The 24865-nt window shown below is 68.0% G+C and carries 15 protein-coding genes and 3 pseudogenes; 11 read left to right on the top strand and 7 right to left on the bottom strand.

The genetic code is table 11. The features are described from left to right. Window positions 1–297 precede the first annotated feature (297 nt). From ACF06X_RS34545 to ACF06X_RS34525, 5 genes and pseudogenes are all read left to right on the top strand, one after another. Window positions 298–1527 (top strand): P-loop NTPase fold protein, encoded by a 1230-nt coding sequence (locus ACF06X_RS34545; RefSeq protein ID WP_392291290.1) that lies wholly within the window; start codon window positions 298–300, stop codon window positions 1525–1527. Window positions 1528–1656: 129 nt separating this feature from the next. Further along, window positions 1657–2871, top strand: a complete 1215-nt coding sequence (locus ACF06X_RS34540) for a hypothetical protein (RefSeq protein ID WP_392291289.1) — start codon at window positions 1657–1659, stop codon at window positions 2869–2871. 282 nt (window positions 2872–3153) lie between these two features. Then, window positions 3154–3441: pseudogene (locus ACF06X_RS34535) on the top strand (transposase); the annotation flags it as partial. 1355 nt (window positions 3442–4796) lie between these two features. Next, window positions 4797–5579: a class I SAM-dependent methyltransferase gene (locus ACF06X_RS34530; RefSeq protein ID WP_392291288.1), complete on the top strand. Its 783-nt coding sequence runs from the start codon at window positions 4797–4799 to the stop codon at window positions 5577–5579. 362 nt (window positions 5580–5941) lie between these two features. Then, window positions 5942–6112: pseudogene (locus tag ACF06X_RS34525) on the top strand (IS5/IS1182 family transposase); the annotation flags it as partial. Here ACF06X_RS34525 and ACF06X_RS34520 read toward each other — a convergent pair. Continuing rightward, on the bottom strand, window positions 6083–6682 hold the full coding sequence (locus ACF06X_RS34520) for a replication-relaxation family protein (protein ID WP_392291293.1): 600 nt from the start codon (window positions 6680–6682) through the stop codon (window positions 6083–6085). The pseudogene ACF06X_RS34525 and the gene ACF06X_RS34520 sit on opposite strands and share 30 nt — an antisense overlap. Window positions 6683–7382: 700 nt before the next feature. On the opposite strand from ACF06X_RS34520, the gene ACF06X_RS34515 reads away from it, so the two are divergent. Next, a complete protein-coding gene (locus ACF06X_RS34515; protein WP_392291294.1) occupies window positions 7383–7841 on the top strand; it encodes a hypothetical protein in 459 nt (152 codons plus the stop codon). A gap of 602 nt (window positions 7842–8443) precedes the next feature. On the opposite strand, the gene ACF06X_RS34510 is transcribed toward ACF06X_RS34515, so the two are convergent. Beyond that, entirely contained in the window at window positions 8444–9589 is a 1146-nt protein-coding gene (locus tag ACF06X_RS34510; protein ID WP_392291287.1) for a glutamate dehydrogenase, read from the bottom strand. Between the two features lie 402 nt (window positions 9590–9991). Between ACF06X_RS34510 and ACF06X_RS34505 the strand changes: the two genes are divergently transcribed. Then, the gene (locus tag ACF06X_RS34505; protein ID WP_392291286.1) at window positions 9992–10162 is read left to right on the top strand and encodes a hypothetical protein; all 171 of its coding nucleotides are present in this window, start codon (window positions 9992–9994) and stop codon (window positions 10160–10162) included. A gap of 589 nt (window positions 10163–10751) precedes the next feature. Here ACF06X_RS34505 and ACF06X_RS34500 read toward each other — a convergent pair. Beyond that, complete coding sequence (locus tag ACF06X_RS34500; protein WP_392291285.1) at window positions 10752–12098, bottom strand: peptide ligase PGM1-related protein; 1347 nt, start codon at window positions 12096–12098, stop codon at window positions 10752–10754. Between the two features lie 301 nt (window positions 12099–12399). Here ACF06X_RS34500 and ACF06X_RS34495 point away from each other — a divergent pair, with 301 nt between their 5' ends. Continuing rightward, complete coding sequence (locus tag ACF06X_RS34495; protein ID WP_392291292.1) at window positions 12400–12717, top strand: trehalose-6-phosphate synthase; 318 nt, start codon at window positions 12400–12402, stop codon at window positions 12715–12717. A gap of 348 nt (window positions 12718–13065) precedes the next feature. Here ACF06X_RS34495 and ACF06X_RS34490 read toward each other — a convergent pair whose 3' ends face one another. Both ACF06X_RS34490 and ACF06X_RS34485 read right to left on the bottom strand, forming a co-directional pair. Continuing rightward, the gene (locus ACF06X_RS34490; protein WP_392291284.1) at window positions 13066–16131 is read right to left on the bottom strand and encodes a hypothetical protein; all 3066 of its coding nucleotides are present in this window, start codon (window positions 16129–16131) and stop codon (window positions 13066–13068) included. A 503-nt stretch (window positions 16132–16634) separates the two neighbouring features. Next, on the bottom strand, window positions 16635–17549 hold the full coding sequence (locus ACF06X_RS34485) for a hypothetical protein (RefSeq protein WP_392291283.1): 915 nt from the start codon (window positions 17547–17549) through the stop codon (window positions 16635–16637). 568 nt (window positions 17550–18117) lie between these two features. Here ACF06X_RS34485 and ACF06X_RS34480 point away from each other — a divergent pair. Next, the gene (locus ACF06X_RS34480; protein ID WP_392291282.1) at window positions 18118–18975 is read left to right on the top strand and encodes an IS5 family transposase; all 858 of its coding nucleotides are present in this window, start codon (window positions 18118–18120) and stop codon (window positions 18973–18975) included. 339 nt (window positions 18976–19314) lie between these two features. Then, window positions 19315–19626, top strand: coding sequence for a hypothetical protein (locus ACF06X_RS34475; protein WP_392291281.1), 312 nt, complete (start codon window positions 19315–19317; stop codon window positions 19624–19626). A 41-nt stretch (window positions 19627–19667) separates the two neighbouring features. Here ACF06X_RS34475 and ACF06X_RS34470 read toward each other — a convergent pair. After that, window positions 19668–20936 (bottom strand): annotated as a pseudogene (locus ACF06X_RS34470) (hypothetical protein); the annotation flags it as partial. Between the two features lie 1382 nt (window positions 20937–22318). On the opposite strand from ACF06X_RS34470, the gene ACF06X_RS34465 reads away from it, so the two are divergent. After that, window positions 22319–23614, top strand: coding sequence for a cytochrome P450 (locus ACF06X_RS34465; protein ID WP_392291280.1), 1296 nt, complete (start codon window positions 22319–22321; stop codon window positions 23612–23614). Window positions 23615–23757: 143 nt separating this feature from the next. Here the strand turns inward: ACF06X_RS34465 and ACF06X_RS34460 are convergent, their stop codons facing one another. After that, a complete protein-coding gene (locus ACF06X_RS34460; RefSeq protein ID WP_392291279.1) occupies window positions 23758–24813 on the bottom strand; it encodes a methyltransferase in 1056 nt (351 codons plus the stop codon). Window positions 24814–24865: the final 52 nt, after the last annotated feature.

Below are 24865 nucleotides of genomic sequence, written 5' to 3'. Positions count from 1 at the left end.
AACCCACGAACCCGCGCACCCACAATCTCAACCAGTCCCGGATACCCCAGCACCCGCCGCCCTCCGCACCTCAACCACACCCCCACGAAACGACAGCATGGTCTGGCAACGTGCCTACCACCACGCCCGCACCCACCCCCGCCGTCCAGCCACCCGCCGCTGGCTGACCAAACAACGGCGCGCCTGGCCACTCCTTCACCCCCACCAACAACACCTCCTCACCACAGCCAGCCTCGTTGCAACCTGAATAGCGCGAACTCCCGCACCCGGCTCCCTTCCTGTCTCGACAATGGGCAAATGGCCAGCGCGCACTTCTTCAACGACGAACCCTTCCTCGACCACGAGGAAGGGCCTGACCTGCTCGGACACGGGCAATACGCCCAGCATGTGATCAGCCTGCTGGACCGGGTACGAGCCCAGACCGAAACCGGAGTCCTCGCGCTGATCGGCCCGTGGGGCTCCGGGAAGTCCAGCGTCCTGGGCAAGGTGACACGCCGACTACAGGAATCGGAGAACGGGGAAGGCTGGCTGATCGCGGAGCTCAACCCATGGCTGTACTCCGATCTGGAGTCTCTGACCCTGGCGCTGTTCAGCGAGATCCGCGAAGCCCTCCCCAAAAGCGAGCGGTGGTCCGAGGCGCGGGAGAAGATCGGCGGGTTCGGACAGGCCATCAGTCCTCTGGGGAAGGTCACTGCTCTCTTCGGCCTGGACTCCGAGCCGCTGTTCCAAGAGGTCAGCAACCGCATCAGCGGGGACACCAGCGCATCCGCCGCCAAACGCAAAGCCGAGGAAGCCCTGCGCAAAGCGGGCCGCCCTGTTCTCGTCGTCATGGACGATCTGGACCGCCTCACCCCCGAAGAGCTCCTCGTCGTCTTCAAGTTGGTACGCCTCGTAGGCCATCTGCCAGGCGTGTACTACCTGATCAGCTTCGACGAACGGACCCTGCTGGACGTCCTGCAACGCAGTGAGCTCGTCGGTAACAGCGAGCCCCGCGCACGCGACTTCCTGGAAAAGATCATCCAGGTCCGGCTGGACCTTCCCGCCTTCCGCGAGCGCGACGCCGACATTCTGGTCGACCGCTCCCTCGCCGCGGTCCTCTCCTCACATAGCCTGACTCTGACGCCTGGCGAGCAGCAAAGGCTCTCCGAGGCCTACTACCGGCACCTGCAGACCCGGCTGCGTACGCCGCGCGCCATCAAGCGGTTCTTCGGCCAGGCGGACGCCACCCTCGGCCGGCTCACCGGCAACGTCGACATCGTCGACTTCCTCATCGTCACCTTCCTGCGCACCAGTGAGCCCCGCGCCTACCAGTTGCTGTGGCAGCACCGAGCCGAACTCACCGGCACCAGCGTCGACCTGCCCTCCCGCCGCGACGAGCGGCCCGAACAAGGCATTGAACGCTGGCGCACCAGGCTGCAGGACGCCGGCGTCGCCGAACAGCACCTGGACGGCGTGATCGGCCTGATGGGCATGCTGTTCGCACCACGACAGCCAGTAACACGAGGGCGGATACGTGGCAGGCTGTGATTACCCCGGGGGCGTAGAGGCTCACTCGCGTGGAGGTTACGGGGGCGGTTGCCGGAACACGAAGATGGGCTCATGCCCGATTCATCTGTGCCTGCGGCATCGACTCAGGTCGTCCTGGGTGGTCTCACCATGGAGCAGACGCGCCGGACCGTGCAGTGGGCAGCCGCTTGCCCGGCCCTGGCGGCTGCATGCGAAGGGTGGTTGAAGACCACGGCTGAGCGCAGTGCGGCAGCCCGCGTTCGCGCGAGTGACGTGGCCGTGCTGCCGCGGATGACAGGGGCACAGGCCATGGAGGCCGCCCGTCGGCATCTGCGAGGACTGCCCGGTCGCTATCTGGTCAGCAGCGGAAGCGGCAGTCACGGCCAGCGGTCGGTGCGGGCCCTGACGGGGCACGGCAGCTACGCCCCGCAACAGATGGACTGGCTGCCCCTGCAGCCGGGGGACGTACTGCTGAACTGTTATCCGGCCGGCGGGGCCTACCTCCATACGGAACGGCACGCCGAGAGGCATGGCGTCCATACCGTTCCCGCGGGCTCCGATCTGCGGCAAGTCGCCGGAATGGCCGACCAGCTGCGCGACATCGGAGTCAATGTCGTGGCCGGCTACCCGCGCACGCTTGTTGCTATCGCCGAACAGCTCACAGGTGGCAGGACTTTGCCGGCATTGCGCACGGCCCTGTGGACCGGGGAACACCTGACCGTCGGCGCTCGTGAAGCCCTATGTGAACTGAATTCCGGCATCGAACTGTGGGGTACCTACTCGTCTGCCGAAACAGGCTGTGTGGCCGTCGGCTGGCCGGACTGCACGCCCGGCGTGCTCCACCTGTGCCCGGGCCAGCTGGTGGAATTGACGCCCCGGGAATGCCTCCTGACCCGCGCAGCCGAGCCCGGCGCCGATCGCCCCCTGGTACGTATGCCCCTCGGTGACCAACTTGCGGCAGCCCGGTGCGATTGCCCACGTACACTGCCCGCTTTGCGTGTTGTCGGGCGAGTTGCCCACACCATCCGGCTGCGCGCGACCGATCTGCCGGTCGACGGCCTGTGGCTTGCGGCGGCGGACTCGCCGGAGGTCACCGGAGCCCAACTCCTCGCCGTTCCAGCCGATCCGGCCGACCCCGCGGGCACCATGCTGCGGCTGGGCCTGCGGGTCCAGCCGCGAGCCGCTCGGGCCACGGACCCCGGCGGAACGGCAACACGGGCCGCCGACCGGGTGCTCACCCGCCATCCGCAACTGAGGGCCGTCATCTCCAGGGCCCCGGACGCGTTCTTCACCGAAGCCGCGCCCTTGGAGCTGCTGAGCTCCGGTAAGACACGCCCCATCGTCGTGCTTCCTGCGACGCCGTGAAGCCATTCGTCCCCGTCTTCGTCGTGGCGACACCAGCTACCGGTACAGCCCGCGGACCTGGTGCTCGGCAAGACCCCCGTGATCGACCACCCGGAAGATGAAAAACACGCACTAAAACGACGTCTGAGACCCGAACACACCCCACCTGGCCCAAGGAGTCCCAGGCAGGGGTGAAAGGCCACCAGAGGCCAACAAGGAGCGTCTGGGGCCTTCCGGGTGGTGGCCGATGCGCATCCCGGCGTGCATTCAGCCTAGTTTCCGGTGCGTGGCGCCTTCATCCCCAAGGTCGTCGCCGACAAGGGTTACTCCTCCACAAAGATCCGCGCCTACCTGCGCAGGCGGGGCATCAAAGCAGCCATCCCGGAACGGATCGACCAGATCAACGGCCGCATCCGGCGCGGCGAGAGCCTGTGCCGGCTCGACCGGGCCGCCTACCGGCGACGCAACGTTGTCGAACGCTGCTTCAACCGGCTCAAGCACAACAAGGCCCTGGCCACCCGCTATGACAAACTCGCCCGCCACTACCAAGCCCTGGTCACCATCGCCTGCCTACGACTCTGGCTGCCCTGACATTGCGGACACGACCTAGTAGTGAGCACAGCGGCCCACAGTGGCGGCGCTCGTGCCGCTGCCGAGGGCGCGGCAGGTGCCCGTAGCCGCCGTGACCGGCCGGTGTTGCACGGGTCCGTCATCCGGCGGCGGGCGTGACGCCCTCGCCGAACGGGGGCACGTCGGCCACCGTGACGTCCACGCGCAGCCGAGCGAACCGCATCGGGTGACGCCAGGCCCCTCGATCGATGGCGGTGTCTGCATCCACTTCCGCAACCAGCTCCGCGACCAGGATGACGTCCAGGGGGTCGCGGCTGCCCCAGGTGGAGGAGAAGCCTACGCCGGCCGGATCGCCCTGCCCAACGAGCCAGAGAAGGTGCAGTTAACACACCAGCCCCCGGGGGGGGCCGGCGGCGGGGCATCCTGCCTCTTTCGCCGACGCGGCGAGCAGGCGCCGGGCGGTGGTCGCGGTGATGGTGGGGCCGGCGAAGCGCGTGGGGCGCGAGTGGCGGCCTTGATGGCCCGGCGGGCGGCCGGGCCCGAGATGCCGGTGCCGGATTCGAGGTTGTCGTTGAGTTCAGTGACGGTGTCGGCCACCGCCCGGACGGTCTCAATGTCGAGGAGTTCGTGGATGCCGGCGCGGCTGCGGGAGGGCGTATGTCAGACATTTTCCAGTGCAATGAAGTCCGCGAACATGCGAAGGCCATGACGACAGCTCTGCCCCAGCCCTGTCGTTGGGCGAACAGCGCTGCGTCGATCGAGTACGGCGGCAGGTATGAGGGGCAGGTCATGCATGACCTGCCCTCGACGTTGGCGGCGCGGCCCCCCGCCTCACTCCCTCCCCTGTCAGGGCCGCCATGGGCGACGCAGCAGGGCGCAGCTCCTCGGGGGCGGTGTGCCCGGCTCCGCTCGCACGTCGTCGGAGTCACCGCGCAGTCAGCGGCCCAGAACGGGCGGCCAAAGTAGAGCCGGGATCAGCCGAGAATGTCGAGGCGGTGTCGGGACAGTACTGCGGGCAAGGGGTGACGCCGTCGGTGAGGACGCCCAGTGCCTGGGTCCCGGCTGATGCCCGTGCCGCGCCTACCGGTGGTCCGACAGTCGCCGGCGTGGACGTAGAGGGGCGGGCTGAGTCTGTTCAGGTTCGCTCCAGCAGCCAGGGCGTCTCCCAGCCTCGGCAAACAGGTTGGGAAACCAAGAGCAGCACCGCCGGTGGCGGAGCGTACGCCGTGCCACGCGGTTTCGCCTCAGTGCGCCCCACCTTGTCGCCATGGACGAGTGCCGCTCACCGGGCAAGCGGTCTGGCCATGCCACTGTCGTGTCGGATGTGTCAGTCACGTGCCGGTCGGCACGTGACTTCAGGCGAAAGGACCACGGCCGTGAAGCGACAGAAGACCGTGGAAGCGGGAACACTGCGCACGCAGGAGGACGCCTACCGGGAAGCCTTCACACGATTCATCGATGGGACGGACGAGAAGACCACCACGCACGCCTACCTGCGGGATGTCCTGCAGCAGCTTCCCGCCCGGCAGGTACTGCTGGACGTGGGACCCGCCGACGGCACCACGACGCGGCACCTCGCCCCGTACTTCGAACGGACCGTCTGTATCGAGCCCAGCGAGCCGATGCGGCGCGCCTTGGCGCTGGCGTGCCCGCAGGCCGAAGTGGTGGGTGAACCCGTTCTGGAGGCGAGGATCGATGCGCAGGCCGATCTGGCCCTGCTCTCTCACGTGCTGTACTACGTGCCGCGCGCCCAATGGGTGGCGACGGTGTCACGCATCATGGAGTGGTCGGCGCCCGGCGGCCTCCTGCTCGTGCTGCTACAGAACCCCGACGAAGCCTGCATGCGCATGGTGCAGCACTTCACCGGAGTCCGGTTCGATCTGAGAGAACTGGCCGATGAACTGGCCGCGCTCCCGCCTGGTCTCATCAGCGGCATCGAACTGGACACCGTGCCCGCCTGCTACCGCAGCGGCGACCTGAACGAAACCGTCGCCGTCGCCGATTTCCACCTCGCCGTCCCAGGCGCACCCACTCCCAGGCGGGAAGCGATCGAGGCGTATGTCCGACAGCACCTGCGGGACGGCCAAGGCGGATACGTCATGCGTCACGACCAGCACGTACTGCGCCTCCAGCGCGCCCGGCCTGGTAGCAAGAGGTGATCCGGTCCAGCCCCGCTGTCGTCTGGTGGCGGTGTACCGCAGCCTAAGGGCTGTCCCGTATTTGCGCGTCGGGCGGTGTGGCTGGACGACCTTGGCTGGTTGCCATGCAGGCGCCCCGTACCGTTCGGCTTCGGACCGACCGTGTTGTCAGTGGCTCGGGATACGGTGCGAGGTGATGGGCCGGACGGAGATCGTGAGGGACTCGCGGCCATGGGGGGTGGGTCGTACAGGCCCCGGCACCCAGCTCGGGACTGGAGGTATCTTGCCGTGTCCCCACCCCCCAACTCCGCACGCGGTCGTGAGAAGCGCGGTTGACCAGCCCGCCAACGGAGGCAGGGGGCCACCGGTAACATGATCTTGGTGTGGCTGATGTGATCACGGCGTCGGAGCCGTCTTGGATAGCCCCGTTCCCTGGGCTGAGCGCGCCTCAGTTCGGCAAGCTGGGCACCGCGTTGCGGCGAGAGGGAGTGGACCCGGTCCGCAAGGGCCGGCCATGGAGCCTGTCACTGGCTGACCGGGTGCTGCTGGTCGCCGTGGCAGCCGTCGGGCACCCACCATCGGGTGCGCCACATCGGCCGCTCCTTGCCGTCGACGTCCTTCACCTTCCGCTGGCAGAACCGCATGTACTTGTCGATCTTCCCGGCGAGGACCTGCGCGGACTCGAAGCAGTTGTCGATCTCCACGAACAGCAGTGGCACCCCGTCCTCGGGCGCGGTGATGACGATGTCCGCCTGGGCGCCGTCCTTGCTCGGGTTGGACCAGGTGCCCGTCGCGGGCAGCGCCACCTCGGTCGCGTAGGAGGCGATGGTGCCCAGCCCGGCGGGCGCGTCGAAGGCGGCCTGGGCGGCGGCGCGGATGTCGGCCGGCTCCTTGGCGAGCTGGGTGAGGTCCCGCTTCGGGCGCAGCAGGGCGAGCACGGCTTCGTTGACCGTCATCGGGTGGGAGGCCCCGGTGCGGCCCGCGCCGCGGGCCGGGTTGCCCATCTCCCCCACCGGCCGCCCCAGCTCGCGAGCGGCGGCCTTCAATCCCATGGGCGTCAGGTTGCGCAGCGTGTCCCCGCCCGGGAGCTGCCCGCCGTTCTCCGCCAGGCCGTGCTTGCGCAGATCGGCGGTGCGAGCCTGCTTCCGCTTCGACGGGGTCGGCTTGTCGGTGTGCCGGTAGCTCAGGTGCGGGGCTGAGATCTACTTGATCTGTTCGACCGTCACGACCTTCAGCACTCCGAGCACGCGCAGCACGTCACCGCGCAGGTTGTTCGACGACCCCGCCGGGTTCTCCTCACGCTTCCCCGCCATCAGCTGCGCTCCTTCCCCGTCGTCTGGCACGCGCGGCCACCTGCCGAGCGCCGGCCGCGCCCGGCCGCAGAGGGCACCCGGCCCCCGAACCCGATGATCTCCTCCTCTACGGACATCACTTCAAAGTTCAGGAGTAGATAAGAGGGTTGTGACAACGCGACGCGCGCCCGTATCTGCGTGCTGACCTGGGCTTTCTCCGTCCGGCTCGATGCCGGGCACCAAAGTGGGTTCCACAGTGGCCTCCCAAGTGCGCACCACAAGAGGCCGGGACGGCTTGCCCGCTGCTGGTCGGGCCCGTGGTCGGGGCGGACGCGCCGGACGCCTGCCGGGGGTCGGTGCGTCGTCATCGCAGTGGCTCCTTCACTTCGGGCCGCCCTGGTGGGCGGGGACTCGAGGGAGCAGCGTGCAACCGACCCTCTTGTCCGCGGTCTAACCGTGGCCGGTAGCGGGCACGGTCAAGGGAAAACGCGGTGGTGGTCGGGCGGTAGCAGAGGTGGACAAGGGGTCGCGGGTGGAGTGGATGCCGCGCACGATGTCCTCCACCGCACCGTCGCTGCGCACCACCGCACCGGGCGCCCGGCATCGGGTCCACTCGGTGGGTTCCACTCGGTGGACGATGTCCGGCATCGTCACCACAGCCAGGCGATGGAGTGCCGCACTCGGGACAGGGCGCGGGCATCACGGCGCGCGGCGGCGTTGCCGATCCGGTTCTGCCGGGAGCGGGGCCGGCGAGCCGGTGGCCGTACTTGGCGTTGATGCGGTCGAGGACCGGCTCCAGACGCAGCCGGTTTTCCCGGGCCGGGTCGAGGCAGAGCTGGGTGCCGGGGCCCTCGCCGGCGGGGCGGAGGTCTTCGGCGATGGGGCGGAGGTCTTCGGAGGTGAGGGTGAGGTGGCGGATCCGGGCGCGCTGGAACGCCATGGCGTCCAGAAGCCGGAACGTCGCGGTGCGCAGGTCGTCGGTGTGCGCTGAGGGGGTCGGCAAAGTGAGGGTGCGCTCCGCAGTACTGCCGCCGGCGAGCCGGACCGTGGGGTGATCCGGCGGGTGGTCTGCTCGCGGCCCCGGATCCACTCGGCGAGCGTGACCACCAGGTCCAGGAGCGCGGCGCGGAGCCGTACGGGGTCGAGGGGGTCGGTGTCGAAGGAGCGGGACGCACTGGTCGACTCCGGCATCCGGGCCGCGGTCACGGCCCTGGGGTCGATGCCGCGGGCACGGTCGCGCAGTACGCGGCCGACCTTGCCGCCGAGGATCCGACACACCACGGTCTCGTCCATCGCCGCGAGCGCGCCGACGGTGTGCAGGCCGTATCGCATCAGGGCGCCAGCCTGGGCGGAGCCGGTGCCGTAGAGGGCATCGACCGGCAGCGGGGCAAGGAACGCGGTGACGGCGCGGTGGTCGGGCGGTAGAGACCGGTCAGGTCGGCGAGCAGGCCCGCCTGGGCGGCCGGGATACGGCACGACCTGCGGACTGGGGCCCACGTTGCGGCGGCTCGTCACGGCGGCCACCCGCTGGAGGGAGGCGGAGTGGCCTGGCCGGGTCGTTTTCCTCGGCGGTAACGCTCGCCGCCGAGACCGTCAGTTCGGTGAGGGGAGGTCGAGCTTTTCACCCTTGTCCGCCAGGTTCCACCACCAGGTGATGGAGGGGATGTCGGGTGCGTGGTGGGCGTGGGTGGAGGGGGATTCGGCCCAGCCGCCGATGGTACGGACGGCGCCGGGGGACTGGGCGTCGGGGTTCGTGTATCGGGGGGCCTTGAGGCCGAACTCGATGTTGCCGCGCAGCACGTAGCCCAGGCAGGCCAGGTACCGCCGCAGCTCGCTGCTCGGTCGGTCCTCCAGGGCCTTGTCCCTGAGGCGCAGGAAGATGCACATGAACGTGTCGTGCAGTTCGGCGCATCGCGTGAGCGCTTCGTCGAGTGAGCAGCCGTGCTCGGCCATGACGACATCGACGGCGTTGACCGGCAGGTAGCTGCGGGTGTCGTCGGCGGCACGGGCGAAGAAGAGGTCCTTGCCGTAGGAGAACAGGTCGTCGTCCCACGCGGCGGTGAGGATGGCCGCTTCACTGGCGGCCCGGACCAGCGGGGAATCCGCCTCCGTGGCATGCAGCTCGAAACCGTTGACGATACCGATATGGGAGAAGGTGGCCTCGCCGGCGCAGCTGAGGATGCGCATGGCCGCGAAGGTGCTCAGGTCGGGCATGATCTTGGCCGACTCGTAGCTGATCTGCCAGGCCTCGCCGTCGAGCCACTTGCGCATGCCGGTGGTCCACCGCTGCATCTGGGACGGGGTGGCTGCGTGCCGCAGGCGCCGCGTGAGGTCGATCCAGGGGGCGGTGTAGGGGTCGGCGGGGTCCATCAGGGCCGCATCGCCGGCCTCGAGGGTTCGCATCAGGCGGTTGCTGTAGAGGACGAACTCGTCCGCGTCCGCGTTGACGCCGTCGTTGCAGTGGTCGTCGTCGAAGGTGAAGGTGAGGTAGGTCCAGTCCACCAGGAGCTGCAGGAGCTCTGTGGGAGCGTCAGGACAGAGCGATGAGGCGAACACTGCCCCGTGCGTGCCTTCCAGCCGCGCTCGTTCGACAGGGGTGGAGGCGAAGCCGTAGCCGGCCATCCAGTCGACGGCCCGCTGCGCCATCAGCTCCACGTCGGGGTGGGTCCGGCCCTGCAGCGGGCAGTAGAGCGGCGGGAGAGTGATGGTCAGGGGGCCAGCGGCGGGAGTGACGGTCATTCTTGTTCCTTCATCCTGGTCTGACCCGCGTCCCGGCGAGCGCATCAGACACCCGGGGCGTCCGGCAGCAGTGCCCTTGCGGGGAATAGTCGCCGTAACAACAGCCCGTTGCAGCACGGTGCGTGGTGTGGCGGGTCGCAGAGCCGAAGCGCCCAGGGGGCCGGGCCCGGTGATGCGGCCATTCCATCGCAAACCGTCACGTCGTTCCCAGCACACACGCACGGAGAGTCACGCTTCCAGAAGCACCGACGAAACCCCAGTGCTCCGGCGTGCGCCCGCCGTCGGGACGACGTGGCAGGGCGGCCGGCGAAGGCTGTCGGGCGGAACGGAGTCTGGGCTTGGGTGGAATGCACGGAGCCGTCCGTTGGAAGGCCCGAAGTGCGGCATGCTCCCGCATGTACTTTGCTGGAACGCAAGCGCACGCTCAAAGATGAGGACGCCATCCTGTCCACTCCTGACCCCGACGCCGTCGAGACCAGCACTGACCAGGAGCCCGACCAGACCGACGACGAGGCTGCCACCAGGGAGGACCAGGCCGCGAACATGGACTACGAGGGCGAAACACCGAACTAGACGAGACGGGCAAAGACGAGGCGAGCGGACAACCGACACTCATCTGCGGCGCAGGACCGCTTCCAAGCCTCTTCGTCCGCAGGAGGGTGCGGTCTTGTCATACCTCCTTCCACCACCTGGTCCAGGAGTGCTTGTCCGTAGCTCGCGCGGTGCAGACGCGCCCGTACGCGCCTCTGAAGGGCTGTGAGTGCACTCGCCTAACATGGCGGCCGCACGACGCGTGGGCAGCGGCAGTCGCCCCCGGATCGGAGGGCATCGGGCCAAGCACTCCGGCCAGCGACCGGTGCACGAGGACCGCAGGCGGCGTCGCCTCCTTCAACCGGCGGCCGCCAGCGCCGTCAACGCAGTTAACCCGTCGTCAGAGACGGTCGGCCCGGGGCGGCAACCGTGTGGCAGACAGAGACGACCGCGCCGCCGTGCGAGCGGCACCGTGGTCCGGGCCAGGCGCCGGCATCGCAGTGGTCGGCGGCAGTGTGGGCATCGAGCCCTCGAAGGCCGGAATCCGGCCCGCTGCTCCATCCTGGGGCGGGCGGGACATCGACTCGCATCTCACCGCGCCCCGGGGGGCACAACAGAACGTCGGTCTTGTCTAGGTCGCAAGGGCCCGGAGTCTGCTCTCCATGGTGCGGGCCGTGTCCAGGTCGGTTGCGAGGACTGCGTATTCGACGGTTCCCGAGCGGCGGGAGTCGTCGGCGGTGATCACCACGCCCTGCCCGGTGGAGGCGGTGAAGGCCAGCCGGTGCTCATCGAGCTTTTTCAGCAGTTGCGGCAGGCTCCGTGTGGGCAGGTCGTTGTGGGTTGCCAGGACGTGGTCGCGTTGCCAGTGCGGGCCCAGCAGAACGGCGGCAAGGTGGTGCAGGTGTGTGCAGCCGCCGAGGCGGGCGTTGACCTCGTTGAACCACACGTGGCCGTCCGGCGCGACGATGGCGTCGATGTTGACCAGCCCGCGGTAGCCGAAGTCCCGCATGCCCGCGGCCAGCCGCAGGGCGTTCTCGACCAGGGTGTCGTGCACGTTCTCCGCGAGGGTGTCGGGGGCGGGCATGATGAAGCCGTTCCACACCGGCTCCATGAGCATCTCGCCGATGTTCAGCACGTGTGGTGGTCCGTCCTCCGGCGCGGGGCAGAGCACTTCCAGGCACAGCGAGCGGCAGTGGGGATGGTACGTCTCGGCGATGACCTGGCCGTGGGGAGCGTGGGTGGCTTCCAGGCGAGTGTGGCTCACGATCGCCTCCAGGGCCCCTTCGCCGGTCAAGGGAAGGGTGCGGCTGGCACCCAGGGCAGGGATGCGCGGGTCGGCGAGGCAGAGCAGATTGCCCGTACCACCAGAGTTGCGGTCGGCCTTGACGATGACCGCGCCCGTCGGGGCAGTCAGCCGGTCCAGCACACGTTCCAGATCGCCGCGAGTGGCACAGACCGCGCCGTCAGGGACCGGGACGCTCAGACCGGCGGCCAGGGCGCGGAAGCCGGCCTTGCTGTTGAACAACTCCGCTCCGCCGGCCGAGTCGAACGCGGAGACCGCGCCCTCGGGCAGACCGATCGCCCGGGCCAGGGCCGCGATGCCGCGGTCTGACAGGTACGCCCGCACCTCCCAGTCGCCGGGCACCTGCACCAGGGCTCTGAGCGGACCGAGAATGTCCGCGCGATGCAGCACGTCCTGGCTCAGAACCCGCACGGAGTCGTCCTCGGGAGTCAGCAGCGTCACCCGAGCCGGATCGAAACCCATCAGGGCTCCGACTTGTGAGACGAACGAGGGATCGACCGGCTGCGGCAACACCAGCACGTCACCGTCCCGCAGCAGCCACACCATGCGCGCCCCGACGACCGGCGTCCCCTCCCGCTCCTTGGGATCCAGCTCGTCAAGCCGGTCAACCATGTACTCGCTGTTGCAGTTGGCCACCCACAGCCTGCGCACGTCACCCTCATCCGTCGGCACCATGGTGGATCGATCCTGTCCCGGCCACTAGGACATGAACCGTCACGCCCCCGAAGCGGGCCGGATCGGCCACGCGAAGTGCCGGGTAGTCAGCTCCCGTAGCCGGTCGAGAAAGCCGTTGAGGCAGTTAAAACCGCCGGCGTCAGCGGTGACGAACTGGACACCCTGCTGGTCGCCAACCCGCGCGCGGCACTGACTGGGCACACGAGCACCGGCTCTTCGGCGCCGCGTCGGGAAAAACCGGCAACCCTTCCAGGCAGCTGAGGCGCTGCGTGCGCGGCCTCGGCGCAACTGATCTGCGGACATCTTCTGGGTGGCCTCGCTCGCCGACGGAATGAACCTCACCGCCCAGGAGTACGTCACAGCGCGCACCGCCACCGCCCGCCCCGGCGTCCTCGTCCTGTCCCGCCACGCCGGCATCGCCCAGCACCTGGCAGGAGCGGCGGTCCTCACCGATCCTCACAGCCCGGCCGACTTGGCGCGGGCCCGGCACGAAGCCCTCACCATGACCCCAGAACAACGCCGTAGACACATCACCGACGTGGCGGCCCGCATGCGTTTCCGAGAACCAGTCGAATGGGCGCAGAGCGTCGTCACCGCGATCCGAGCACACTCGAAGTAGTTCACCTCCGAGCCGTCCACGACCTGTCCTGCTGCTCGGTACATCAACTGCGGCGATCGCAACGAAAGGCGCGGTGATCGCAGCAGGATCCGCAGCCAGCGCCACCTTCTGCCGCGGCCCCCGGCCGGGCCGGTCCAGGCCGACCTCCTCGCCCGCCGAAATCATGACCTCGGAGCGGTTTGGTAGAAGATGGTCTCGGGAGTCAAAGCGAGGGATCAGCCCGTGGAGATTGCACCGTCTGAAGTGGCGTTGGCCGAAGCGGCGCCGACCACCCTCCGCGGATGGAGCCGGCGCCTGGTCAGGTGATGTGCACTCAACTGACCAGGACAGCTGGCGCCTGGAGAAGGGTCAGGTGGTGAGGGGGCCGGCGTAGACGGCGATGAGGACGCCGCTGGCGGGGATGAAGGTGGAGTCGATCGCGATTTTGGCGGGGGTGGTGTACTCGTTGCGGAAGCTGTCGAAGTTGAGAGCCGCCGTGACGGCCGAGAGGGTGCCGAGGACTCCGGCGAGGATCGTGGCCACCTTCGGTTCGGGGAAGACGTCCTTTGCGACCCTGTACAGGCAGTAGGCCAGCGCTACGACCCCCAGCACGGTGACGACCAGGGGCAGGACCCTGGTGAAGGCCGACCATGCCCCCGACAGCGTGCCGACGGACAGGACGCGCGCGATGAGCGCGCCGGCGAAGAGGGCGAAGACGCCTGCGAAGAGGGCGGAGGGCAGCACACCGAGGGATTCGACCGTGCCGGACACCAGCGCCCAGTTGCCCAGGACGAGTGTGGCGGCGGTGAGGATGAAGCTGAAGCCACTGACCAAGCTGGGGGTGGCGTCACCGAGAGCGTCACCGGCCACCGCTGTGATGACGGAGACGGCCGTGACGATTCCGGAGATCTGCATGCAGAGCTCGGCGCCCCGTGCGCGTGCCGCCGCGTCGCGGGTGGAGAGGTCGGGAAGCTTCCCGTCGGGGAAGGGCTCGGTGTTGCTGTTCGCCAGTTTGTAGACGATGGTGACCGGCACCGCCGCCAGCAGGCTCAGCAGCGACAGCAGCGTGAGTGGTTCCTTGTCCGGCTCACCACCCGCGGCGCTCACCACCCAGGACCACAGTGTCTTGAGTACGGAGGGCACGGGGAGCGGGGCGGTGAGCACGTCACGGATGCCGGCCAGGGCGGCCTTGACCAGGCCGCTGATGCCGTCGACCACCATCTTGCACAGGCTGAATCCGGTGTTGATCAGTTCTTGGGCCAGGGTGATGATGTCGGTGACGGTCCGCTCGGCGGGAGCGTTCTCGAGCAGATCCTTGCCGGCTTCCTGGAGTGTCTGTCCGACGCTCACGCCGCCTTGTTCCAGCTCCTGCAAATTTTGGGAAAACTGCTTCCACGCCTTTTGCAGCTCTCCGGATGTGGTGAAGGTGGTCTCCTCGGGCGGGGCCTGGCGAACCTTGTCCCACAGCCAGGTCGCCTGCGGATTCGTAGTGTGCTGTCGCAGTGCGTGCGGCGGGGTTCCGTCACCGAAGCCTTCACCGAGTTTGTGCCCTCCGTATCGTTCCTTCGCATCTCTCAGTGCTGCCTCCAGCTGGGCCTTCTCCGTGGCCAGCCAGGTGTCGGCTGCCTTCTGCCAGCCTGTGACTTTGTTCGCCAGGGCCGGGAAGAGTGCGCTGACGCCTTGTTCGAACGCTTTCTTCGTGCGCCACATGGCGGGAAAGTCCAGCAGAGTCTTGAGCCAGTCGATGGCGGTCTTCAACGCGGCGCCGACCTTGTCGAAGAGTGCGGCCAGGGCATGTCCGGCTTGTTGCATTCCCGCGATGGCGAGTTGTGCGCCGGTGACGAATTCCTTGCCCAGCCACGTCACCCCGTTCACGATGAGCTGGCTGCCCTGCACGGCCCAGTCCTTGACCTGGATGGCGCCGCGTTTGATGCCCTGCCAGACATCGGCCGCCCAGTGGGTGAAAGTGTCCCAGCCTTGAGGGTCGTCCCGTCCCGGGCTCTGCGGCTGGTCAAGCACCTGTGCTTCGGGGGCGGGCACGATGCCCTGGGGTGCGGACTTGAGGCCTTCCTGGGCGACCTTCATCATCCACGCCGCCGCGGTCTTGCGGGTTTCCTCGTTCTCAGCTGTGCCCAGGTGTTGCAGGGTCTTGCCGTCCGCGGTGAAGCGCGGCGGCAGGTTCGGGCGGCGGGGGTCGGTCTCGCGCAGCGTGCCACGTCCGCTGAGATAGGTCAGCACGTTCTGACCGGGGCGCACTCGCTCGGTCACCGTGTCCACCGTCAGGTTCAGTTCGCCGGTGGCCAGACCGTCCGCACGCAGCCAGAACACCAGCCGACCGGAGGCATCTGTGGAAAGGTCCTGGCCGTCCGCGGTCACTGTCAGCATCCGTGGCAGGCCCCCGTCTGCTTGGTTCTGGAGGCCGACACCTTGGTGAGTGTTGTCGTCATGCCAGTAGATCTCGCACCGCGAGGCCCCCGCGGGCACGCTGACGGTCACCTTCTTGCCCGGGAGCGGAGCGCCGCGCGGGTTGGTCACCCGGGCCTCGACGCGGTGGACGACGGTCTCGACGGCTGTGCCGCCGCTCGGCGGCAGCACGTCGACCTCGCGCCACATACGGGTGAAGGGGTCCTGCGTCTCGAGCCGCAGGAGACGGTCCGCCTTGCCGTAGGTGAACAACGACGTCTCGGCGTCCTGCTCCGCGCCCACCATCGCCCTGCCGACGCCGTGCGCGACCGGAACCGGCGGGCAGAAGCGCGGATGGGAGGGGCCGGTTTTCCTGTCCTGCCGGATCACCCACAGCCGATCGGTCGTATCGACCGCGTAGATGTCCCAGAAGCCTCCGGTTCCGGACGCGGTGGTTTCTCTGCCGGCGCGCACCTCGACGGAGCGGAAAGTAACACCGGTGCCGTTTCCCGCCGCCTCCAGCGGTGTCATGGTCACGGGGGTGTGTTCGTCGGCGTGCACGGTGATCAGGCTCAGCGAGCCGTCCACGAGCAGCACCAGGAAGTGTCCGACGCTGCCGTGGGTACTGAGCCCGGAGAGGACTTGGCGCACGGTGCTTCCGAAGGCCACCCTCTGGGGAAACGGGGCCTTGGCCGGGGGAGGATCGATGCGGTGCCTAGCCACCTTCACCTCTCGGTCGCCGGTGGCCGTCGCGGCGAAGATCCATTCCTCGCCCCCCGAGCCGCCCGCGTAGGCTACCTGCCCCTTGCTGGTGTCGAAGGAGAAGGTCGTCCTGTGCTGCTGCCATCCCGAAGCGGGGACATAGTGCAGCAGCGCCCTCTCCCCCGACCCGTGCATCGCGGAGGCGAGAGGGGCGCCGTCCTCACGGTAGGTGACGGCAAGGCCGAACAGACCTTCCATCGAGGTGTGAACCTGCTGCGGCGCGTGCCAGGTCTCCCCGCCGTTCGCGGAGTTCAGTGCGGCGGTGTACATCTTTCCGCCCTGGAGGAAGACGTACAGCAGATGGTCCTCGTACTCCACGACGGCGATCTCGTCCGGTTCGTAGTCGGAGAAGACCGTCCTGACGCTCCAGCCGTGTGCCGCCCCCGCGTCCCTGGCCACATGGAGGACGGACCTGCTGCCCGCCACCTCGCTCACCACGAGTGCGTCCAGGCGCCGGGGCCCCGTCCACTTCCCTGCGTCGGGATCCATGACGCGTCCGTTGTACGGATTGCGGAACGGGGCTACCCGCCGCTTGCTGTCGTCGGCAGCCACCGGAATGCCAGAGGCTGCCGCCACGTCCTGCATCATCACCTCGCGGACAGAGACCGCAGAAGCTCTCGTCTGATCCAAAGCCGCTACCGGCATTACATACCTTTCCCACGGAAGACACGAATGATGGATAACTGCGGGTACCGGCTGCGGAGCCGAAGCCGACCTTCGGCGTTCATGCCGGTCGTCCTGCTGGTGCCGCAGCCGACTGACGGACCGGCGCTTCAGGAAAGGGAGGTCCTGGCGAGGACTTCGCGCAGGACCGGCCAGGATAGGTCGGAGTAGGTGGTGAACTTCTCTTCCACGTGCTTGGTCTCGTGGATGAGGTGGAAGACGTCGCGGGTCAGGTCGGCGCCCTCATACGCCTCCATGTGCACCTCGGACTCGTTGAGGTAGACGTGGAAGCTGGCGGCGAAGTCCCCGGTGTTGTTCATGAGCCCGTCCGCGCTCATCCCTCCGCCGTCCATGGGACAGAACACCTTGTGCACGGCGTAGGTCTCCCGGGTCAGCCACGCGGTCTGGCCCGGCGTCAGGGTCAGCAGGCCCCGCTTTTCCGCAGTCCATTTCAGTTCGCTGTAGGCCATGATGTCGAGCTGTCCGGCCAGGCAGTAGACGATCCCCGTCGTGTTGCCGTGCGAGTGCATCGGCGAATAGTGCTGTGCCGGCCAGATCTCCAGCACTACCGGTGAGCCGTATCGCGCGTTCTCGTCGAACGCCAGCTCTCCAATCCCGTGGTCCTTGGCCCAGTCGTCGTATTTGCCTTTGCCGGTGCAGGCGACGCGGATGTAGGGCGGGTGGCTGGTGTCACCGCCGTCGCCGTAGACCTTCTCGTTGAGGATGCGCCGCAGCAGCCGTGAGGAGTCATCACCGGGCTCCAAGTGCCAGCGGATCGCCTGAATCTCCCACGCCGACAGCCGGATACCGGCGGCCTTGCGAGCCAGATCCATGACCGCCGGGGGCACCATCAGCTGGCGGACGTACTCGTCGAACGACGACGGCTGCGAGATCACCAGCGCCGGTTCGATGCGCTCGGCCCTCAGCCGCAGACGCCGCTCTTCCTCCTTGGTGATGTAGAAGGGCGGGGCAGGAGTCGATCCGGCGGTGTCCGCGCCCGTGGCGGTGGGGGGTGCCTGAGTCATGGACGGATCCTGACAGCCCACCCACGGCCCATCCGCCCGGTATGACTGGTATGCCCACCGCGTGGATAGCTGTGGGCCGTAGCGGCGAATCGATCCGCCGCCGGTGCGAAAAAGACACACGCGATGCCACGAACGAGTCACAAAGGGGCAGCAGATGCCACACATCGGCGCCGGAGCAGCACCGAGGTCGTCACTCCGGCTTCACGGCCCGTCGCCGCTCCAGGACATGTGGCCAGGGAAGCCATTGACCAGCACGGATCGTTGGAGGCGCATCCGTAGGCGTGTTGCGGTTCGGCCGGCGAGCGCGGCAACCGTTGGCCGGTCAGCCCGCTGTGCCTTGTTGAAAAGAAGCGTCTGCCGGGATGGGTACGCCGATAAGGCCCTGGGGGTGCAGCAGCCCTCCGCTCCGGCCCCTTGGTCGCCTGGTCCAGAGTCTTCTCACGGCCGTCGCCTCCCGTGATGACGGCGGCCCACAGTCCCTCACGGACCTCTCACGGCACCGCCTGCTCAGTCATCGAGGTGGTCTGCTAGCGCGTGTCTCTTTGATGGGTTGATCAGTTGATCGGATGTGTCCGTCCGGTTCCTGATCACTGATGCGATGTGGGACCGGATCGAGCCGCTGATGCCGGCCGATCCGGTGCGCGGACGGCGATGGGCCGACCACCGCCGCACTCTTGAGGCCATCGCGTGGAAATACCGCACCAACTCGCCATGGCGGGACCTTCCCGACGAGCTCGGCTCATTCCAGACCGCTCACAAGCGGCTGATCAGATGGGCCGTCGACGGCACCTGGGAGATGATCCTCGCCGCCACCCTGGCGGCGGCAGATGCCGAAGACGACATCGACTGGACGGTGTCGGTGGACTCAACGGTCGTCCGGGCCCACCAGCACGCTGCCGGAGCACGCAAAGGGGCGGCCCGTTCCGGCGAGACCGCCGATCACGCGCTCGGGCGCTCCCGCGGCGGGCTGAGCACCAAGGTCCACCTGGCCGCAGACGGCCGAGCACGGCCCCTCGCCTTCACTGTCACCGCAGGCCAGGCAGGTGATGCACCCGCCTTTGAGACGGTGATGTCCCGCATCCGCGTGCCCCGCACCGGCCCGGGCAGGCCCAGGACCCGGCCTCTAGCCGTTCTGGCCGACCGCGCGTATTCCTCACGTGCCATCCGCATCCACCTGCGGCGCAGGGGCATCCGCGCGGTCATCCCGCAGCCGTCCGACCAAGTCGGCAACCGCTTGCGGCGGGGCCGGCTCGGTGGCCGTCCTCCCGGCTTCGACCATGAGGCATACAAGCAGCGGAACACCGTCGAGCAATACATCAACCGCCTCAAGCAGTGGCGCGGCCTGGCCACACGAACCGACAAGCTCGCGATCGTCTACCAGGCCGCACTCCACCTCGCCGGCATCCTCATCTGGACCCGACGCTGAGAAGCCGTGTCGCTTCTTCGCTGCGAGTAGTCGGTGCTGGTCAGGGGTGCTAGGTGAGTGTGGAGCTCCCGACAACCGCAGGCTGCAGCAGCGATGGGAGGCGGAGTTCCGCGCGTGCAGGGAGGCTGACTTCCGTGCGGGCGGGTTGGATCGGGCGCCCACTGGTCCACGATCGTCACGAGGCGGGCCTTGTCCAGCACGGATGATGCGAGTGGTGTCCAGGTGGTCTCCTCATGGACTCTTTCAGGTGGTTTGCATGTGGAGTAGCCGTATAGCCGAAGCGTCCGTGTTGGAATCATCCGCGATGAGAAAGGGGCTTACGTGTACCTGTGGAAACGAATGGCGAGGCTGACGCTCGTCGCGGGTTCGGTGATCGTGCTGGTGACCGGGGTATCAACCAGCGCTCAGGCAGCTACGGGCACGTTCTTCTACAACCGGGCCGATACGGGATTCCGGGAGTCCTTGGGGGACCCACCGGACGACACATGCCTCCCGATGTCCGGTGGCGCGGCCATCGCCGACAACTTCACAGACACCACCGCAGTCCTCTACCGGGACGAGAACTGCACTATCGGGCAGGACTCGCTGTCCCCTAACGAGAGCGGGGTCTACGGCGGCGCAACCGTCCCGCACTCGGTGATGTTCGGCTAGAAGGGCGCACGCAGCACAGTTGAGGGTGCTCCCGGGCGCCCTCAACGTGTCGGCGCCTCAACGTCGCCCTGAGAGGCTCTGGCCGGCTCCTCCCTGGCCTGGTCCCCGGTGGCCGCCGCCGGAGGCAGCGGCGAGACAGCGTTCGTCTGCACCGGGAAGGAGAAGGGCTCCAGCACTTCGGGACTCGGGCTGCTGCCGAGGCCCACCCGTCTCGAAACAATCTTCACTATGCGACGAGTTGAGCCCGTACCCGATCCGTCAACGACCGAAGCGGAGTACCCCTCCAACCTCCGACACTCACGGTAGTTGTGACACGGCTTCTGACCAAAGAGACAGAACCTAGGTGCTGTCCAGCCGGGAGGCGGCCCGGTGCGGGAGTGTGCACACGGTCCACCGGGTTCCGTCGATGAAGACGGAACTGCCGGGGGGCAGTCTGGGGTGAGGTGCCCGAATCCCAGGGCGAGGCGCTGGTCGGGCGAGGTGGCGACTGAGGTGAGGTGCCCGGCGAAGGTGCCGGAACGTGAGACGATCTCCCGCCCCACAGGAGGCAGTGGTGCCTCACCGGTCGTCCTCAGCCCGGCGAGCCACAGTCGTGGCCGGTGAGCGGGATTCCGCAGCGCTTCTGCGCCGATGTACTGGTGTGCTGGAGTTTGGTCGCACATCCAGGTGAAGCCGATATCCCGCAGGTGGGTACCGCTGTGCCAGTCCATGGGATACAGGCCGAAGACCATGGAGGTGCATTCCATGCGGTAGGTGGTCAGGGCGTCCCAGGCGCAGGGGACGATGTGCGGGCGTGCGGTCAGCAGCAGTTTCCAGGTCTCGTGCAGGATGTCCGGCCGTGCCCAGACATCGTAGCCGATAAGGGTTTTCAGTACCCGGCACCAGCCGCCAGCTGCCGCGCGTACGACGCTGGAGTGGAAGTTTTTCAGCATGGCGACGGCTTGGGCGTCGTCGGGGTGCACCAGGCTCTGTACCGCGGCCAGCCGGTGCGGACCTTTGATGTTGAAACTGAACGTATCGCTTTCCTCGACGGTGACGCCGCCCAGGTGCCGTGCAGTGTCGGCCAGCCAGCCGGGCGGCTTGCCACCGCCACAGGACAGCTGAAATTCCTCTGGGGCGGTGCGTACCACGACGGCTTCTTCATCGACGGTTCCGGCCGGAGTGGTGAACAGCACGAAGCGTGCGCGGTCCACGGGCAGGTCGGTGACGGTCCTGGGGGAGAGCGCGTCCAGGCATGCGCCTGCTTTGGGTCCCGTCACCCGCAGGTAGAGCATGGTCGAGGCGACGAAGGCACCGGCGCCAGCGGTGAGCGCCCGGTACTGGTCGTCGAAGTGAACCCCGCTCCAGTTCCGTCAGTGGCCGGCCGCTGGAGTGCTTGTGGCAGGCGTTCATCAGGACAGGGGTGAAGACGTTGACCGGCGCATTGGCACGCACCCGCTCCGTGGCAAGGCGGGTTTTGCGCTCCTGACGCTCCTGGCGTGTCTCACCGCCCTCGGAAGCCGGGAACAGCTCGTCGGTTCCTACGATGCGGGCCGAGCGGTCAGCGGCGGCTGTGAGTACCTGACGCAGACGCGCCGGGTCGGACGGTGAGGTGACGGCAGGAGTGGTGGTCGACGTCACGAGGTTCTGAGACAGGTGGGGGCAGCACGGGGACGGGAGGCGACGCTTCACTGTCACTCCCCAGTGCTCACCCAAGGCAGCGGTCACGTCACCCGTTGAGCAGCGGCGCAGCGGGGGCACTGGCGGCGCAAGCTCACCGCCCCGGCCCCATGACGCGGAAGATGCCGTGGCCACGAAAGCTGCCCCCCAGCCTCCCTATGAGCCGTGGTGGCACATCTCCCACCGCTCGTTCGGCGGAGCGCGCACGCTGATCCGCGCGGCATGCCCTACACGTCCACGTCCCCACGCGGGCGGGGGTGACTCATACGCGGGCACCACGATGTGACGCCTGGGCCCCGCTTCAGCGCGGGCAACCGGCAAGCACCGACATGCTCCCGGCCCCGCCACCGACCACCTACCCCGACCGGGCAACGGATCGTTATCCCCTCACCCGGGCAGCACAGCCCTTCGCCACTGGGGTATCGGCGGCGTTCAAACATGGTTCCGGGCTACCCAGTCGGCCCCGGCGCGCGGACCGGCGACCGAAGCACCGGCGCGAAGCCCGGTGTCTTGGGATGAAACGGGAGTAGGCGGACCAAGATGTCCGCCTGGCAGCCACTCCCACATCCCGGGAGCACAACCACAGATCGAGGTGCGTGCATGCCCCCCGGTACCAAGGAGCCCGGCACCCACCCCGCGCCACGGCCGGTCACGCCTGCAAGGTCAGCATGGATATGACCATGCGCATGCAGTACGTTACTCAGCGCAACAGGTAGCTGCTGGATCCTGATCACGAAGCCCGCGACAACAAGGGAGAGCCCACCGACAACCCACGAGCCGAGCCGCCGCGATGCCAGGCCATGCACCAGCCTCACGCACTGAGGGCCTTAGTCAGCCGGTGTTCGGCCATTCCGACAGTGGTCGGTCCTCCCGGCCCACGCCACCGGGCAGCGGACTTCTGCGGTCGTACCCTCGCCGGGCGAACATGCCCAGGGCACCTGAACCAGTGGATCAACGACGCGGGACATGGCGTCCTGACGCTTGTGGTGTCCCGCAGTCCACCTCACCACTCGCAAGAAAGGCTGACGCACGCATGCATACGGAGCAGGAACCGCTGGCATATCCCTTCGCATCTGGCGCCAAACTGGAACTTCATCCACTCTACGCGGAGTTGCGAGATCAGCCGCTCGTGCGGGTGCGTATGCCGTATGGGGAGGATGCCTGGCTGGCCACCCGGTACAGCGACGTGAAGACGGTGCTGTCGGACCCCCGGTTCAGCGTCGCCGTTACCGTGCGCCGGGACTACCCAAGAGTTGGTCCGGCGGCCGGCTATCACGGAGGACTGATGTCGCTGGATCCGCCCGAGCACACCAGGGTTCGCGGCGTGGTGGCCAAGGAGTTCACAGCGCGCCGGGTCGAGGCACTGCGGCTGCGGGCACGGCGGCTTGCCGAGGAATCGCTCGACCGGATGGTGGAGTCGGGGCCGCCGGTCGATCTCGTCGAGAACTTCGCCGTCCCCTTTCCGGTGCAGCTGAACTGCGAACTGTTGGGGCTGCCGCAGGAGTATGCCCGTTTCTGGGAATGGGTGGAGACCATCCAGTCGGGTATCCAGACCGACAGTGACCTCGGTGACGGTCTCGCGCAGTTCTCCTCTCGCATCGCCGGGCTGGTCGAACTGCGCCGTGAGCAACCGGGCGATGGTCTGATCGACGTAGCCCTGCGGGCCTGCGACGAGGACGGCCGGCTCACCGAGCAAGAGCTTCACGCCTTGGTCGGTGACCTTCTTGTCGCGGGGTTCGGGCCCATCGCCGGTCAGATCACGGTCTCCCTCTACCACCTGCTGACCCGCCCGCGGGAGCTGTCACGACTGCGTGAGCGGCCGGAGTTGATTCCCGACGCCGCCAAGGAGTTGTTGCGCTACGTTCAGCTTGTCGACTTCACGGTCCCTCGCTACGCGGTGGAGGACGTCGAACTGGGCGGTGTCCTCATCCGCGCCGGAGAACCCGTGCTGGCTGCGGTGGCCTCCGCCAACAGGGACGCAGCCGCCTTTCCCGATCCCGATGCTCTCGTCCTCAATCGCGTCGGTGTCCCCCATCTCGCTTTCGGACACGGCCCGCACCACTGCCTCGGTGCGCACCTGGCACGACTGGAACTGGAAGTGGCCCTGGAAACAGCGCTGCAGCGTCTGCCTGGACTGAGGCTGGCCGTGGCCGAGGACGAACTGCGCTGGAAGCCCAGCGGCATCATCAGCGGCCTGCACGAACTGCCCGTCACCTTCGATATCCGCTCGGGCGGACGCCGGCACGCGGCTTCAGGGCGCGCTGCGTCCCTGGGCACGCCGATCGGGAGGCAGACCGGACTGGGGCGGTACGACACCGAACAAGGCTGAAGGCATCACTCCCGGGCATGCGGCCTGCCATCAGCGCTGCTCCGCGTCGGCCGGGCATCGTCGGTCTGCCGACGGGACGTCGCATGCCTCAGCCCAGTCGACGGCAGCGTTGTCCGAGCCGGTGTGCTCCGCGGTGTGACCGCTCACGCGTGTCGGTCGGCGTCCAGCACACATTCGTAGAGGTGGTGTACGCCGGCCAGTCGCTCGACATGGACGGGTGTGAGTCCTGACCGCTGAAGAAGCAGGCGCAGCTCACGCTCGCCGTAGCCACCGGAGCCCTTGCCGCACATCACCAGTTGAGAGAGCATGTGGCCCGCGTCGGACTCATGGTCCAGCAGGGGCTCCACCACGAGCAGCCGGGGCGGAGCGGCGCCGGGCTCGCGCATCTCGGCGGTCAGCCGCATGGCGCGTCCGACCGTGGTCAGGAGCCGCACGCATGTCTCCGGCGACCAGTCGTGCAGGACGTTCTTCAACAGGTACCGTTCGCCGCCTGCGGGCACTTCTTCGAAGATGTCCGCCGGCCGGAAGGTGATGCGCCGAGCCACACCTTGCTCAGCGGGTGCGCGTACGGTCTCCTTGGCCCGCGCACAGACGCTGGCCCGGTCGACGCACACCCCTGTCAGGTGTGCGTGTCCACCGAGGATCCCGGCGAGCGTGGTGCCGTCCCCGCCGCCGACGTCCACCACGGTGTTCACCGACGAGAAGTCGTAGTGCTCCGTGAGCGCCGCGGCGACCGGTCGGGCCAGCTCGGACATCGCGCTGTCGAAGATCCGTCCGGTCTCCGGGTCGCGCTCCAGATACTCGTACAGCGACGTGCCGAACACGTTGTGGAAGGCGGATTTCCCGGTCCTGACGGTATGCGGCAGCGCGCCGAAGGCGTCGTCGTACGTCTCGGCCACCAGGATGCAGAAGTTGCGCAAGGATCGCGGGTGGTCGCTGCGGAGCGCCGCGAATGCCTCGCTCATCGCGAACGCGCCCTCCCCGTCGCGTTCGACGACGCCACCGAGGGCCAGCACCTGCATGAGTGTCAGCAGGACGTCTGGATCCGAGGCCGTGCGCGCGGCAAGGTCTCGGTACGGGATGTGACCGCCGTCCATGATGTCGGCGATGCCGAGTCTGGCGGCCATCGCGAGCGCTCTGGAGAGGCATCCGCCCGCGGCAAGCCGCATGATCGGGAGTTGGTCAGGTTGTGCTTCCATGTGGCGCTGTCGCCTTTCGTCGAGAAATGGGCATGACCATGGGCCTGGCCTG

The organism is Streptomyces sp. NPDC015346 (assembly GCF_043078785.1).
Lineage (GTDB): Bacteria > Actinomycetota > Actinomycetes > Streptomycetales > Streptomycetaceae > Streptomyces.
Note: the sequence above shows the minus strand (reverse complement) of the source record. Positions and strands in the feature narration are given on the sequence as shown.

Coding starts and splice junctions, on each gene's coding strand:
- ACF06X_RS34545 (WP_392291290.1), top strand. CDS start 298: ATGGCCAGCGCGCACTTCTTCAACGACGAACCCTTCCTCGACCACGAG.
- ACF06X_RS34540 (WP_392291289.1), top strand. CDS start 1,657: ATGGAGCAGACGCGCCGGACCGTGCAGTGGGCAGCCGCTTGCCCGGCC.
- ACF06X_RS34510 (WP_392291287.1), bottom strand. CDS start 9,589: ATGACCGTCACTCCCGCCGCTGGCCCCCTGACCATCACTCTCCCGCCG.
- ACF06X_RS34500 (WP_392291285.1), bottom strand. CDS start 12,098: ATGGTGCCGACGGATGAGGGTGACGTGCGCAGGCTGTGGGTGGCCAAC.
- ACF06X_RS34490 (WP_392291284.1), bottom strand. CDS start 16,131: ATGTACACCGCCGCACTGAACTCCGCGAACGGCGGGGAGACCTGGCAC.
- ACF06X_RS34485 (WP_392291283.1), bottom strand. CDS start 17,549: ATGACTCAGGCACCCCCCACCGCCACGGGCGCGGACACCGCCGGATCG.
- ACF06X_RS34475 (WP_392291281.1), top strand. CDS start 19,315: ATGGCGAGGCTGACGCTCGTCGCGGGTTCGGTGATCGTGCTGGTGACC.
- ACF06X_RS34465 (WP_392291280.1), top strand. CDS start 22,319: ATGCATACGGAGCAGGAACCGCTGGCATATCCCTTCGCATCTGGCGCC.
- ACF06X_RS34460 (WP_392291279.1), bottom strand. CDS start 24,813: ATGGAAGCACAACCTGACCAACTCCCGATCATGCGGCTTGCCGCGGGC.